The sequence below is a fragment of the Qipengyuania intermedia genome (assembly GCF_019711615.1).
Taxonomy (GTDB): Bacteria; Pseudomonadota; Alphaproteobacteria; order Sphingomonadales; family Sphingomonadaceae; genus Qipengyuania; species Qipengyuania intermedia.
On sequence record NZ_JAIGNS010000001.1, the window covers coordinates 304,173 to 318,200 of the forward strand.

A 14,028-nucleotide genomic window follows, 5' to 3' on the forward strand; every position below is an offset into this window, starting at 1 on the left:
CCGCCTGCCGCTATGGGCGCGCGACACAAACCGACGAACTGCATTTTTGACTAAGGATACGAATGGCCAAGGAAGAACTTCTCGAAATGCGCGGGCGCGTTGTGGAGCTGCTGCCCAATGCCATGTTCCGCGTCGAGCTCGAGAACGGCCATGAGGTGCTCGGCCACACGGCAGGCAAGATGCGCAAGAACCGCATTCGCGTGCTGGTGGGCGACGAGGTGCTGTGCGAACTGACGCCTTACGACCTGACCAAGGCGCGCATCACCTACCGCTTCATGCCCGGACGCGGCGGCCCCGGCCCCCAATAAGCCGTCGTGGGCAAGCCCACTCTCATATTAGCATCCGCCAGCCCGCGCCGCCGCGAATTGATCGCGCGGCTTGGCCTGACGCCGGATGCCATCGCTCCTGCCGATATCGACGAAACGCCCGCCAAGGGCGAGCTGCCACGTGACTATGCCAAGCGCATGGCGCGCGAAAAAGCCGAAGCTGCCGCTTCGGATGAAGGTTTCGTCTTGGCAGGCGACACGGTTGTCGCTGCCGGCCGGCGTATCCTGCCCAAAGCCGAAGACGAGGTAACGGCGCGGGACTGCCTCGCGCTGCTATCGGGCCGTCGCCACCGCGTGCTGTCGGCCATCGCCCTGCGCGCACCCGATGGCACCCTGCGCGAACGGCTCAGCGAAACGATCGTGATGTTCAAGCGCCTCTCCGCAGAAGAGATCGACGCCTATATCGCCAGCGGCGAATGGGACGGCAAGGCAGGAGGGTATGCCATCCAGGGTCTTGCCGAAGGTTTGATCTCGCGCATCCAGGGCAGTCATTCTGCCGTAGTCGGACTGCCGCTTTACGAGACACGGGCGCTGCTGAAGGCGGCGGGCTTCGCAATTGCCTGACTGGCTGGTCGAGGAAGGGATCGGCGAGACACGCGCGATCCTGCTCGACGGCGACAAGGTACTGGCGGCGAAATGCCGCTGGCCTGGCGAACTTCATGCAGGCCAGCGTGTCTCGGCCAAGCTGATAACCAAGCGCGGGACGCGTGGCACAGGACTGCTCGAGGACGGGCGAGAGGTGCTTCTCGACAAGTTGCCGCGCAAAGCAAGCGAGGGATCGACGATAGCTTGCGTCATCACCCGCGCCGCGATGACAGAGCGCGGCCGCTACAAACTTCCCGCAGCGCGTCCGGCCGGAGCGATGCAAAACGCAGGGCATGACGTATTCTCCAGCGCCACGGTGGTTCACCGCTTTCCCGCAGGAAGCTGGGAGGCGATTTGGGAAGAGGCATCGAACGATCAGATCGATTTCGATGGAGGCTCTCTGTTGCTCTGCGTCACTCCGGCCATGACACTGATCGACATCGACGGCGATTTGCCTGCTCGCGCACTCGCCCTGAGAGCGATACCGGCGATCGCCGCCGCCTTGAGGCAGTTCGATATTGGCGGCTCCATCGGGATCGACTTTCCGACCCTGGAAGCCAAAGCGGACCGCAAGGCCGTCGATGCCGCCCTAGATGATGCGCTGGACGACTGGCCGCACGAAAGGACCGCCATGAACGGCTTCGGCTTCGTCCAGCTGGTCGCGCGGCTCGAGGGGCCATCGCTCCTGCACCGTTTTGCCACCTCGCGCACGGGGATGGCCGCGCGCATGGCGATCCGCCGGGCCGAGCGCGTCGAAGGCCCTGGCGTCACCCTAATAACGGTACACCCTGCTCTCAAAGCGAAGCTCAAGCCTGAATGGATTGCAGAGCTGGAGGGCCGGACTGGTCGCCCGGTGAGGATAGTGACCGACCCGGGCCTTGCCATCGAGAGTGCCGCTGCCCAAATCGTGCCCCATGACTAGCAAGAACCGTCCCTGCCCGATCTGCAAGAAGCCGCGCTCGCAGGAACACGCGCCTTTCTGTTCCTCGCGCTGCCGCGACCGCGACCTGTCGAAATGGTTTGGCGACGGGTATGCCGTGCCCGGCCGCCCTGCATTGCCGGAAGAAATCGCTGCAGAAGTGGTCGGCGGCAAGGAAGAGTGAAATTCCCCCCTTGCCAAGGCGCGCCAGCTTCGCCATAGGCGCGCTCTCATTGCTCTCGAGGCTGGTTTAAGCCTCCTTTGACGAAGCAGTGTGCCCGGGTAGCTCAGTGGTAGAGCAGACGACTGAAAATCGTCGTGTCGGTGGTTCGACTCCGCCCCTGGGCACCACCTTCTCACTCAGACAGACGATCTTCCACCGCTCCGGCAAGCTCGCCTAGCGCCGTCAGGTCGCGTGGCCTGCGCAGAGCGAAGACAGGCGCATCAGCTACGATCCGCGCCGCTATATGCGCTTGCCCGACCCAGCCATCCAGTACTTCGAGCATCTCCGGACGATAGACCGTTGCTGCAAGGACGGCTGTCGCCGCCCGGTGCCCTTCGAGGCGCTCGATCTCGAGCGTATTCCCCTCGGCCAGGACGAAGATAGCCCGCAATGGTAGCGGCCCCGCTCCCCCATGATGGTCGGGTGCGCTCAAGTGGAACTTGTCGTCGCGAAAATGGTCGCGCTGGAGGATGTGACTGTCCCAGCCGAAACGCTCGATCGCGTCTCGCCAAAGCTTTATCCTGGTACTGGCCGGATAGACGACCGGCCCCTTCGTATCGGCATCGACACGGCTGAGATCGTCCGAGACGAGCGCCCAGCCCTGCGAAAGCATGGCCGCCGCAGTCGTGCTCTTACCCATGCCCGTCTCGCCGCAGAAAATTATCGCCCCGCCGATCTTTTCCACCACGCTGCCATGCCACATGGCCAGTCCGCGCTGGTATCCGAGGGCTCCCCATGCGCTGCCGAGGGTGAAGAGGCGCAATTCGCGCTCTTGGGCATGGGGACGAGGATGAATGCGGATCGTGTGTCCGCCCGTGATTTCCCATACCCCGATGCCATCGATCGCGAATCGGATCTTATCGCCATCGATGATTGTTCCGTCCGCCTCGCTGCACCCGGGCATGGCGGCGTCGGAGAGGATGATCCTCACGTCGCCACCCTCGCCCCCTGCAAAATCCTGCCATTCGGGCAGCGCCAAGTCTGACGCAACCGCGAGTCCGGAGTGGAAATAGTGTCGAGGCGCCGCCATGGGTTGCCTTGCTGCCTCTCACAGAGCGAAGCCGCAAGCCTTCAGGCATCCAGCGCGGGGTATGATTGCGTCCCCCCTCCATTCGCGGTAAAGGCGCAGGCTCGACGCCCCGGGGCAATCGGACACAGGCCGATCGCACTGCCGGGGCGGAAGTTTTTTGAGCGCGAAGGAAAATCCGCCCATGTCACGTCGCCGCCAGATCTACGAAGGCAAGGCCAAGATCCTCTACGAAGGCCCCGAACCGGGCACGATCATCCAGTATTTCAAGGATGACGCTACTGCCTTCAACGCGGAGAAAAAGGGCACGATCAACGGCAAGGGCGTGATCAACAATCGCATCAGCGAATATGTCTTCACGCGCCTTTCGCACATCGGCATTCCTACGCACTTCATTCGCCGCCTCAACATGCGCGAACAGCTGGTCCGCCAGGTCGAGATCATTCCCCTCGAAGTGGTAGTGCGCAACGTGGCCGCCGGATCGCTATCCAAGCGCCTCGGCATCGAGGAAGGCGAGGTCCTGCCGCACACGCTGATCGAATATTGCTACAAGGACGACGGCCTCGGCGACCCCAAGGTTTCCGAAGAGGAGATCGCCTGCTTCAACTGGTGCAGCCACGAAGAGATGCAGGACATGTCGAGCATGGCCATTCGCATCAACGACTTCCTGTCGGGCATGTTCGCGGCAATCGACATCCGCCTCGTCGATTTCAAGCTGGAGTTCGGGCGCATCTGGGACGGCGATTACAGCCGCGTGATCCTGGCCGATGAAATCAGCCCCGACGGGTGCCGCCTGTGGGACATCAACACCGGTGAAAAGCTCGACAAGGACCGGTTCCGCCGCGATCTCGGCGGTGAAAGCGAAGCCTATCAGGAAGTGGCGCGCCGTCTCGGCCTGCTGCAGAACGAGGACAATGGTCCGGGCGAAGTGCTCGACATGAACGCCCATCGCGGCCGTTTGCGCACCCCTGCCAAGCCGGCCAAGAAGTAAGCGCTCAGACCACGTAGCTCAGTGTCATGCCGCTCGGCCCGATTGCGTAGGCGCAGTCGGGCATGTGGTCGCCATCGACCTGGACCGGCGTTACGCAGCGGTCGAATTCGATCCTGCGGCACGAACGGATCTCGGCAATGCCAAGCTTCGCCACCGGCAAGCGCAGCATAACCGCGAGGCTGAGCGCGATCGTGCCCATGCGCGTCGAGCGCTTGAGCGTAATCAGCTCGACCGAATCTGCTGCCAGCGCCGCTTCCGGGCTGACCTTGAACGGGCCGGCGTAAAGCGCCGCGTGGCTGACGATGGCGGCTTCCGCTTCGTATTCGAACGGTTCTCCATTCGCCAATTCGCCGCGAATGGTCATCGTGTCGCGCGGCCAGTCGCGCATCTGCTGCGCCAGCGCCACGACATAGGCATAGCGACCGATCCGCTGCTTCAGCTTGCCGTCGACGCGCGCCACGGCATGACTGTCCGGTCCGATGGACAGGCAGGAGACGATCGGCATCTCGCCAAGTCGATACAGGGGCGATTGCACCCATGTATCCCGGCCGCGCTCCCATGCAGCACGTAAGTCGGCAGCGAAGGCAGCAGGCTTGCGTGCATAGCCCAGTTCCCGCGCGACAAGATTGATGGTGCCCGAAGGCGCGACGCACAGCGACGTCTCCCCTGCCCTTTCTCCCAAAGCCTGGACTGTATCGCGCAGAGTGCCGTCGCCGCCGTGGACGCAGATCAGCTCGGCAGATCCCGAAAGCTGCGCTCCCTCTGCGGTGGTCGGCATCGGCGTCACGACGAAGCCTTGCCCCTCCAGCTCGCCGATGAGCGCGTCGAGATGCGACTGGCTGAAACTGCCCGAAACGGGATTGTATACGAGATCGAGCGCAGCCATCGGACCGCATTTAGGCATCTGCGCGATCCTGCGCCACGAAAAAGGGCCGGAAGGTCATCCCTCCCGGCCCCATTTTGTTCGGCTTTCGCCCTGCTTAGTAGTCGAAACGGACCGACAGGCCGATCACGCGCGGATCGTTCACGAACGCGGTGTTGTTGTTGAAGTCGATACCGCCCTTTACATTGTCCGCATCGGTGATGTTGCGGGCGAAAAGAGCCACTTCGAACGTGCCGTCCTGCTTGGCATAACCGACGCGCAAGCCTCCTTCGATCTGGTTGTCGACGACATACTCCGCACTGTCGTAGAGGAAGAAGCTGGTTTCTCCCTGATACGTCCAGTCGGTGTAGGCGAACAGTTCACCCACGCTGCCCAGCGGGATCGCGTAACGTGCGGTCAAATCGGCGATCCATTCCGGAGCGTTGGGGAACGGGTTGCCGTCCACAAGCGCACGGTCGGTGCCCGACAGGTTCACGATCGGGTCGAGCACGGTGCATTGCGCACAGATGCCGACTGCCAGGTTCTCGTCACGGATTTCGGTGTTGTTGTAGCTGGCACCGGCAGTGACGAGGAAGTTCGGGGTGATCTGGAACGCGCTGTCCAGTTCGAAGCCCCAGCCGCGACCGTCTGCCGCATTGACCAGCTGCACCAGGTTTCCGGCGCCGCCGACCGCAGAGAACTGCGGGTCTTCGATGTTGTAGAAATAGGCTGCACCGTTAAGGCGAACGCGGCGATCGGCCAGTTCCGACTTGAAGCCGACTTCATAGCTCATGATCTTCTCGCTCGTCGCGATCGACGGCGGGGCGAAGAAAGCCACGTCGCGGCCCTGGATCGTCGGGGCACGGAAACCGCTGGCCACGCGCGCATAGACGCTCGCATCGGCGGTGACGTCCACGAATGCCGCCAGGTCCCAGCTCAGACGCTCATCGGACACTTCGCGAGCCTGCGGGTCGGCCGCATCACGCACGAAGAATGCCTTTTCGTCTTCGGTGTAGCGCAGGCCGCCGGTCAGCTTGATCGTGTCGGTCACCTGCGTCGAAACCTGACCAAATACCGCCCAGCTCTCGTTGGTGTGGTTGACCGTGACGGAAGGCGGGAAATCGAAGCCGACGGTGGTCACGTCGAAATCGCTGTCGAAGTAGAAACCGCCGACCTGCCAGTCGAGCGCGCCGCCGCCGTTGCTGGCGAGACGGACTTCCTGGGTGAATTGGTCGAGTTCGATCGAGTCCTGCGTATCGGAAGGGAACGGGATGAAGCCCGGGCCCATGACAGGGAGGAAGCTTGCGCCGAAACCACCGTCAATGTCGCCACGGCTCGAGCCTTCGCTGTCGGCCCAGCTGGTGATGGAGGTGAAGGTGGCGAAATCTGCTTCGTAGTCGACCTTGCCGGTGACGATCTCGGCCTTGTATTTCGCCTGGTTGCCGGCACCGGCGTCGTAAAACACCGTATCGCGGTCGTAATTCCCGTTGAGATCGTTGCTGCCCGGGCCGAGGATGTTGGCGCGGAACAGCGTCGACGTGCCGTCGAGATCGCGGATCGAGTAGCTGCCGAGAATCGACAGGCGGTCGCTGGGCGTCAGCAGGATCTGCGCCCGGCCAGCGATGTCGGTGTAGGCGCCGTATGCGTCCTCTTCACCGGTAAAGCCGTTGTCGACCCAATTGTCGCGCTGCTGCCACATGCCCGACAGGCGGACCGAGGCAAGGCCGGGTGCGACCGGGATGGTCACGCCACCATCGATGGCCACCGAACCGAAGCTGCCGTAGCTGGCCGAGCCGGTCACGGCGAAATCGTCGCCCGGCTTCACAGTGTCGATCTTGACGATACCGGCGGGCGTGTTGCGGCCAAACAGCGTTCCCTGCGGACCGCGAAGCACTTCGACGCGCTCGACGTCGAAGATCGGGAAGCTCTTCAGCGTCACGTTTTCGTGGACGACATCGTCCATGACGACCGAGACCGGCTGCGATGCAGCAAGGTCGAAATCGGTGTTGCCGAGACCTCGGATATAGAAACGCGGCGCCGCACGACCGTTGGAGCTTTCGACGAACAGGCCCGGGACGTGGGCCGACAGCGCCGTAATATCGGCACCGGCATCGAAGATGCTGCGGGTCGCGTCGGCCGACAGGGTGGCGGCGGACACCGGCACCTGCTGCAGGTTTTCTTCACGGCGGTTGGCGGTCACGACGATCATGTCGAGCTGGCCGTTGTCGGCCTCTTCGGCACCGGTCGCTTCGGTGTCGGAGCTGTTGACGTCCTGCGCTAGGGCGGGCTGCGCGAAAGCGAGGGCCAGCGTGCTGGCGGAGAGAAGACGGAGAGTAAGGGAGCGGTCAATCATGGGGATGATCCTTTTGGCCCAGCGCTTGCCGGCGCGGGTTGGTGGGATGGAAAAAGGGAATTGACCGGGCGCCATTAGCTCATGCCTGATCGAAATGGAGTCGCAAAAGCGCGGATGCCTGCGGGTTCTGGCCTTATGTTGCATTGCGGTGACAGATTAATCTGTCCCGCCAAAAGCGGCCGCCGACAGAGTGACATACTCGACCAATACAGCATCTCGTCGGACAATTACTATTGTAGTCCAGCAGTTCGTAGACAGCATTTGGTCGTTTGTCGCGTTTCTACGAAAATCAATAGAATTAAGCCGAACTGGGACTTCTTCTTTGAAATCGACTGGGTACAGTTGGCGTCGGGACTGCCGCTTGGTGCGGCGTAAGAACAGGGACGCACTATGAAAAATTCTTCCATCCGCAAGATTTTGGTCGCCACGCCGCTGATCGCGCTGACGCTGGCGGGATGCACCACCTATGCCGACAGCACGGCTCCTGTCGCATCAGCCACAACTTCCCAATCCGACGTGGAACTGGGCCTTCCTGCGCGGACTTGGCTGACGGGGTGGAATTTCCCAGTGTACGATGTGCCCGCCGACCCGGCAGTGCGCTACGGTATCCTCGACAATGGCATGAAATACGCGATCCTGCGGAATGAAACGCCGCAGGATGAAGTCGTGCTGCGCATGAACTTCGACATCGGCTGGATCGACGAGAAGGAAGGCCAATTCAACGCCGCCCACTTCATCGAACACATGGCATTCAACGGCTCGACGAACATTCCCGAAGGCGAGATGATCAAGCTGCTCGAACGAGAGGGTCTCAAGTTCGGGGCAGACACGAACGCCAGCACATTTTTCGAAGACACCACCTACAAGCTGAGCCTGCCGCGCAATGACGCCGAACTGATCGGCACCGGCCTGATGCTGATGCGCGAAGTGGGGTCCGAACTGACCTTCGACCCCGAGGCGGTCGATCGCGAGCGCGGTATCCTTCAATCCGAAATCCAGACCCGCAATACCTACAACAGACGTTTCGGCAGAGCGTACCAGAGCTTCATCGCTCCGGGCACGCCCTTTGCCGACAACATCAGCCATCCCACCGAGACTGCGGTGACTGCATCGATCAGTGCCGAAGAACTCCGCGATATCTACGAGCGCTTCTACCGGCCCGACAACGCAACGCTGATCGTAGTCGGTGACGTCGAGCCCGACGAAATCGAGGTAATGGTGCGCGATCGTTTCGGCGATTGGGAAAAGCCTGCTGCCGCGATGACCGAGAGCGAGCGCGGTGCGATCGACTTTGATCGCCCGGCACAGGCAGGATATTTCGTCGATCCTGCGGTAAACTATATCGTCCAGATCGATCGCTTCGCTCCGTACGAGCGCAAGCTCAGCACCGTGGCACAGGGCCGCGAGGCGCTGCAGCTGCAACTCGCGGCGATGGTGGTCAATCGTCGCCTGCAGAACGTCGCTCGCGATCCGGAAGGGTCGATCCTGGGCGGACGACTTGCGACCACGGACTTCTTCGACCGCGCTGCGCAGGCGAACATCCAGCTGGTCGCCAAGGACGGGCAATGGCGCGAAGCGCTTGCGACGGCGGAGCAGGAGGTTCGCCGAGCGACCATTCACGGCTTCACCCAGAGTGAAATCGACGAAGCCCTGAACAATCTTGAGACAGCGCTGCGCAACGGCGCGGAAAGGCAGGCAACGCGCCCCAGCCAGGCACTGGCGGACGGCATACTTGCGACCGTGCGCGACGAACAGATTTTCGCGACCCCCGAAACGCGCCTTGCCGTTTTCGAAAGCGTGCGGGCCGACCTTACGCCGGACAAGATCCACGAGACCTTCCGCGAAACCTTCACGGGTTCCGCTCCGCTGATCCATATCGCTACGAAGCAGGAAATCGAAGGCGGAGAGAGCACGATCCTGGCGGCATACAATGCTTCCACCAAGGTGGCAGTTGCGGCGCCGGAAGAGAAAGCCACTGCGGCCTTCGCCTATGACGACTTCGGCCAGGCCGGAACGGTAGTAGCCGATCGCATGGTCGAAGACCTCGGCTATCGCGAGCTGCGGTTCGACAACAATGTCATGCTCAACCTCAAGAAGACCGATTTCAAGGACAAGGAAATCCTCTTCCACGTCCGGATCGGGGCCGGCGAACTGGCATATGGCGACGCCGAACCTGCCGCGACCAACATGCTGAATGCAATTTCGGCCACCGCCGGTCTCGAAGCCCACGACCTCGACGAATTGCAGCGTATTTTCGCCGGTCGAAACGTAAGGTTCGGCATCTACGCGGCCAACGACCATTTCCACATCCCGGGATCCACCAAGGCGGAGGATTTCCTGGCCCAGATGCAGGTCGCCGCCGCTTTCCTGACATCTCCCGGATACCGCCAGGAAGCAGAGGCGCAGTGGCAGGCACTCATTCCGCCCTACATCGCCCGTCTCGATGCCAATCCCCAGGCCGTTGCGGCATCGCAGGTTCCCCGTATTGTCGCGAACGGCGATCAACGCTTCGGTGCGCAAAGCGAGGAAACCCTGCTCGGCACGACGCTCGAAAACCTGCGCGCCGCCATTTCGCCCAATCTCGCGAATTCGCCGATCGAGATCGTGGTCGTCGGCGATATCGACGAGCAGGCCGTTATCGATGCCGTGGCGCAGACCTTTGGCGCCCTGCCCGAACGCGCGCTCGAGGGAGAACGCTTCGACGAAGCTCGCCAAGTCAGTTTTGCAGCGGACAGGAGCAAGCGCACGCTCTATCATTCCGGAGCCGCCGACCAGGGAATGGTGCAGGTTTATTGGCCAACGACGGACGATGACGATTTCCGCGAGGAAGTGGTCGGCCGTCTCGCCGCAGAAACGCTGCGCCTCCGTCTGCTGGAGACGCTGCGGGAGGAACTCGGTGCGACGTATACTCCGATGGCCGCACTGGAAATGTCCGACACCTTCGACAACTTCGGCTACCTGATCGCGGCAGCAATTGTTGCTCCCGAGAACCACGATCTTGTCTTCGAGACCATCGCACAGATCGCCGGTGACATGAGAACTGCCGGCATCGACGACGATCTCCTGTCCCGCGCACGCAATCCGCTGCTGGAAAAACTGGCCAAGGATCGCCGCGAGAACGGGTACTGGATGGGATCCCTTGAGGCGGCCCAACTTGAGAGTGACCGGCTCGATCGCCTGCGCAATTACGAGACGATCCTGCGATCGATCACGACCGCCGATGTGAAAGCATTTGCCGACAAGTACCTCGTCGCAAGCGAGGCGCTTGAGATCGCCATCGTTCCCAAGCCGGCGCAGTGACACACGGTCGGGACCTTCGCCCGGCACGATAAACTGCCTGAAACCCCGGTCGGCGACTTGCTTCGCTGGCCGGGGCACGGCATAGGCGCGCGCAAGAAATTCCATCCTTGCGATCAAAGGCATTGCCCATGAAAGTCCGCGTCCTTGTCAGCCTCAAGCCCGGCGTTCTCGACCCGCAAGGCCGTGCGGTGCACCACGCGCTCGAAGGCCTTGGCTTCTCCGGCGTCGAAAGTGCCCGGATCGGCCGTACGATCGACCTAGATGTAGCCGATGACACCACCGACGAGGCCCTCACCGAGATGTGCGAAAAGCTGCTCGCCAATACGGTGATCGAGAATTACCGCATCGAGAAGCTCGACTGATGGCTTTTCGCGCAGCTGTCGTCACCTTCCCCGGTTCCAATTGCGACCGTGACATGGCGGTCGCCATCGAACAGGTTTCCGGTTCCGCACCAATACGCGTCTGGCACGGCGATGCGCAGCTTCCGGACGGACTGGACTTCATCGCGCTGCCCGGCGGCTTTTCTTACGGGGACTATTTGCGCTCTGGTGCCATGGCGGCCAACAGCCCCATCATGCGCGAGATCGTGCGCGCGGCAGAGCGCGGCGTGCCCGTCCTCGGCGTTTGCAACGGCTTTCAGGTCCTTACCGAAGCGCGTCTCCTGCCCGGAGCCCTGATGCGCAACGCAGGCCAGACCTTCATCTGCCGCAACGTCGGCCTGAAGGTAGAAAATACCCAGTCGATCTTCACGTCTGGCTACGATGCAGGACAGGAGATCAGCATTCCGGTCGCCCATCACGACGGCAATTTCTTCGCCGACAACGACACTCTCGACCGGATCGAGGGGGATGGCCGTGTGGCATTCCGTTACATGGAGAACTGCAACGGGTCGCAGCGCGATATCGCGGGCGTGCTGAACGCAGCGGGCAACGTGCTCGGCATGATGCCCCACCCCGAACGCGCGGTCGATGCTGCCCATGGCGGGACCGACGGACTGGCCCTGTTCGAATCGGCTATCCGCTCTCTGGCAGACGCCTGATCAAGCGGACCGGGCTACGTCCCGGGCAAAAATCTTGCGGACCTCGGCAACCGGCATGGGCCTGCCGAAGTGGTATCCCTGGATCTTGGTACATCCCAGACGGCGGATCAGTTCGGCCTCTTCCTCGTTCTCCACGCCCTCAGCCGTAGTCGTCATATCGAGGCTGTCGGCCATGGCGACGACGGCACGGATGATTGCGAGGCTTTCCGGACTGTTCTGCGCCGCGCCCTGGACGAACATCCGATCGACCTTGATGGTCGTAAACTGCATCTTGCGAATATAGCCGAGCGACGAATAGCCGGTGCCGAAATCATCCAGCGCTACCGAACAGCCCAAGGCAAGGCATTGTTCGAGCGCCTTTCGCACGACGCCCGCATCACGCAGGAAGATGCTTTCGGTCACTTCCAGCTCGAGCCGCTCGGGCGAAAGGCCGCTATGCGACAGCGCCCTGACCACCGTGCCGACGAAGTCGGGCTCGAGCAATTGCTCGGGCGAAACATTGACGTTGACCTTCACGTGCGATGGCCAATGGTTTGCAGCCTCGCGGCACGCTTCGTTGAGCACCCAGGTGCCGATCGGGACGATCAACCGCGTATCTTCGGCCAAGGGAATGAACTTCGCCGGGCTTACGAAGCCGTGCACCTTGCTGTTCCAGCGCAGCAGTGCCTCGAAGCTCACCACATCCTCGCTCGTCGCGTCGACGACCGGCTGGTAATGGACCTCCATCTCTTCGTTCTCGAGCGCACTGCGCAACGAGAATTCCAGCTGACGCTTCTCTTCTGCAATTGCGTGGAGTTCCGGCTGGTATTCGCAGTGGATGCCGCCGCCTTCGTCCTTGGCTCGGTAAAGCGCGAGGTCGGCATTGCGCAGCAATTCCTCGACAGTCTTGCCGTCACGCGGGCCCAGGGCCGACCCCACGCTCGCGCCAACATAAAGAACGTGGTTCTCGACATGATACGGCGCGGAAAGCGCCGCGATCACCGTCTTGGCAAGCGTGTCTATGCGGCGTCTGTCCGAAGCGTCGCGCACGACGATCGCGAATTCGTCGCCACCAAGCCGGCCGCACGTCTCGCCTTCATCCATCAGCGGAGCGAGCCTGCCGGCCACTTCGGCCAGCATCTTGTCGCCGATCAGGTGACCGAGCGAATCGTTCACTGCCTTGAAGCGGTCGAGATCGATCATCAGAAAGGCACAGCGAGAACGCCACTTGTCCGCATATGCCAAGGCGTCTCGCAGGGTCTCGTTGAGCATCAGCCGGTTCGGGAGCTGGGTCAGCGTATCGTAGCGCGCCAGATAGGCGATTTTCTCGCTGCTCTCGTGCTTGACCGTTACGTCGGAGCCGACGCCTCGGAACCCGCGCCAGACGCCCTTGTCATCCAGGACCGGCGTACCGGAAATTTCCCAGTACCGCCGCTCGCCATTGATGACGACGCTGACCGTGAGGTTCGAGAAGCTTTCTCGCTGCTTCAGTTTCTCGGAAAAGTCCCGCAGGCTGGCAGGAAAATTCCCCGCCTCCCAATTGTCGCCCGAAATCAGTTTCAGGAAATACTGGCCTTCGACTGCCGCAGGCGTGCTGCCGAGGGCGAAGGCAAGCCGTGGGCTGACATTGCGCAGCTTGCGGGCGGTATCGATGTGCCAAAGCCAGTCGGCCTCACCTTCCTCGAATTCGCGCAGCAGCATCGAGACCACTTCGCTCTTTTCCTGCATGACCAGTTCGGACAGGCGCGCGCCCACCCGCATTCGCGCCATTTCGAAGGTGCCGAGCGTACCGATCAGCATGGTCAGGCCGATCATGGCTGCCAGTAGTCCATCGCCATTCGTCAGCGCGACCAGAAGCGGTCCGACCGAAGCGGCGAGAAGGAAGGTGATCGTGCTGAGCGGCACGCTGTAGCGGCTCGTCACAGTGGACACGACAAGGAAGCACAGGATGATCCAGATCGTGATCAGCTCGCCAGCTGCCCCCAAGGCGCCCAGTGCGACGATCCCGAGCGACCAGACCGCGCCTTTGTTGGCCGATGACATTGCGTGTGCCCGCACATTTTCCGGATCGAAGCGACCTGCTTCCGCGACCCTCAATTTGCGATCAAGAATGAAAGCGTGTGCTATGCTCAGTGAGAGAGCGCATCCCCAAGCGACGAGAATGGTCGCAGGAACCTTCGAAGCCACTGCGTAGGCGACGAGGGCGAAGGCGATGGCGTGGAACAACGCACGCACGAAAGCCCTACGCGCCACCAGCGAATATTGGTGCCCATGGATACGGGACCAGTCCGAACCTTCCACGCTCGACATGCCAAGGACCTGACGCGCGGTCAGTTCCTCAGCGTTGATCGTTTGATTCTCTGTCGTCTGGCTCACGTCCGCACGATTAACCTTGAAAGGTTAGCCGCACGTAAACCTAAGCCG

At 61.9% G+C, this 14,028-nt stretch carries 12 protein-coding genes and 1 tRNA gene; 9 read left to right on the forward strand and 4 right to left on the reverse strand.

The window, feature by feature from the left end; translation table 11 throughout:
* Positions 1-62 precede the first annotated feature (62 nt).
* From infA to K3179_RS01490, 5 genes are all read left to right on the forward strand, one after another.
* The gene (gene infA / locus K3179_RS01470; RefSeq protein WP_007163491.1) at positions 63-308 is read left to right on the forward strand and encodes a translation initiation factor IF-1; all 246 of its coding nucleotides are present in this window, start codon (positions 63-65) and stop codon (positions 306-308) included.
* 6 nt (positions 309-314) lie between these two features.
* Complete coding sequence (locus K3179_RS01475; RefSeq protein ID WP_221562158.1) at positions 315-890, forward strand: Maf family protein; 576 nt, start codon at positions 315-317, stop codon at positions 888-890.
* Positions 883-1,833 carry an Rne/Rng family ribonuclease gene (locus tag K3179_RS01480; RefSeq protein WP_221562159.1) on the forward strand — a complete coding sequence of 317 codons (951 nt, stop codon included), beginning with the start codon at positions 883-885 and terminating at the stop codon, positions 1,831-1,833. The genes K3179_RS01475 and K3179_RS01480 overlap by 8 nt, the downstream gene beginning before the upstream one ends.
* The gene (gene yacG, locus K3179_RS01485; RefSeq protein ID WP_221562160.1) at positions 1,826-2,014 is read left to right on the forward strand and encodes a DNA gyrase inhibitor YacG; all 189 of its coding nucleotides are present in this window, start codon (positions 1,826-1,828) and stop codon (positions 2,012-2,014) included. The genes K3179_RS01480 and yacG overlap by 8 nt, the downstream gene beginning before the upstream one ends.
* A gap of 92 nt (positions 2,015-2,106) precedes the next feature.
* Positions 2,107-2,181 (forward strand) — tRNA-Phe (locus tag K3179_RS01490).
* Positions 2,182-2,186: 5 nt separating this feature from the next.
* Here K3179_RS01490 and K3179_RS01495 read toward each other — a convergent pair.
* On the reverse strand, positions 2,187-3,083 hold the full coding sequence (locus K3179_RS01495; RefSeq protein ID WP_221562161.1) for a hypothetical protein: 897 nt from the start codon (positions 3,081-3,083) through the stop codon (positions 2,187-2,189).
* Positions 3,084-3,264: 181 nt separating this feature from the next.
* Between K3179_RS01495 and purC the strand changes: the two genes are divergently transcribed.
* A complete protein-coding gene (gene purC / locus K3179_RS01500; protein WP_221562162.1) occupies positions 3,265-4,071 on the forward strand; it encodes a phosphoribosylaminoimidazolesuccinocarboxamide synthase in 807 nt (268 codons plus the stop codon).
* A gap of 4 nt (positions 4,072-4,075) precedes the next feature.
* On the opposite strand, the gene K3179_RS01505 is transcribed toward purC, so the two are convergent.
* Together K3179_RS01505 and K3179_RS01510 are read right to left on the reverse strand one after the other, a co-directional pair.
* On the reverse strand, positions 4,076-4,957 hold the full coding sequence (locus K3179_RS01505; protein WP_221562163.1) for a diacylglycerol/lipid kinase family protein: 882 nt from the start codon (positions 4,955-4,957) through the stop codon (positions 4,076-4,078).
* Between the two features lie 94 nt (positions 4,958-5,051).
* Positions 5,052-7,286 carry a TonB-dependent receptor gene (locus tag K3179_RS01510; protein ID WP_221562164.1) on the reverse strand — a complete coding sequence of 745 codons (2,235 nt, stop codon included), beginning with the start codon at positions 7,284-7,286 and terminating at the stop codon, positions 5,052-5,054.
* Positions 7,287-7,676: 390 nt separating this feature from the next.
* Here K3179_RS01510 and K3179_RS01515 point away from each other — a divergent pair, with 390 nt between their 5' ends.
* The 3 genes from K3179_RS01515 (at position 7,677) to purQ (ending at position 11,625) form a co-directional block, all read left to right on the forward strand.
* Positions 7,677-10,586 (forward strand): M16 family metallopeptidase, encoded by a 2,910-nt coding sequence (locus K3179_RS01515; protein ID WP_221562165.1) that lies wholly within the window; start codon positions 7,677-7,679, stop codon positions 10,584-10,586.
* A gap of 128 nt (positions 10,587-10,714) precedes the next feature.
* Complete coding sequence (gene purS / locus K3179_RS01520; protein ID WP_221562166.1) at positions 10,715-10,948, forward strand: phosphoribosylformylglycinamidine synthase subunit PurS; 234 nt, start codon at positions 10,715-10,717, stop codon at positions 10,946-10,948.
* Positions 10,948-11,625 (forward strand): phosphoribosylformylglycinamidine synthase subunit PurQ, encoded by a 678-nt coding sequence (purQ, locus tag K3179_RS01525; protein ID WP_221562167.1) that lies wholly within the window; start codon positions 10,948-10,950, stop codon positions 11,623-11,625. The genes purS and purQ overlap by 1 nt, the downstream gene beginning before the upstream one ends.
* Here purQ and K3179_RS01530 read toward each other — a convergent pair whose 3' ends face one another.
* Positions 11,626-13,914: a putative bifunctional diguanylate cyclase/phosphodiesterase gene (locus tag K3179_RS01530; protein ID WP_221562982.1), complete on the reverse strand. Its 2,289-nt coding sequence runs from the start codon at positions 13,912-13,914 to the stop codon at positions 11,626-11,628. It lies immediately after the preceding gene.
* Between the last annotated feature and the right edge of the window lie 114 nt (positions 13,915-14,028).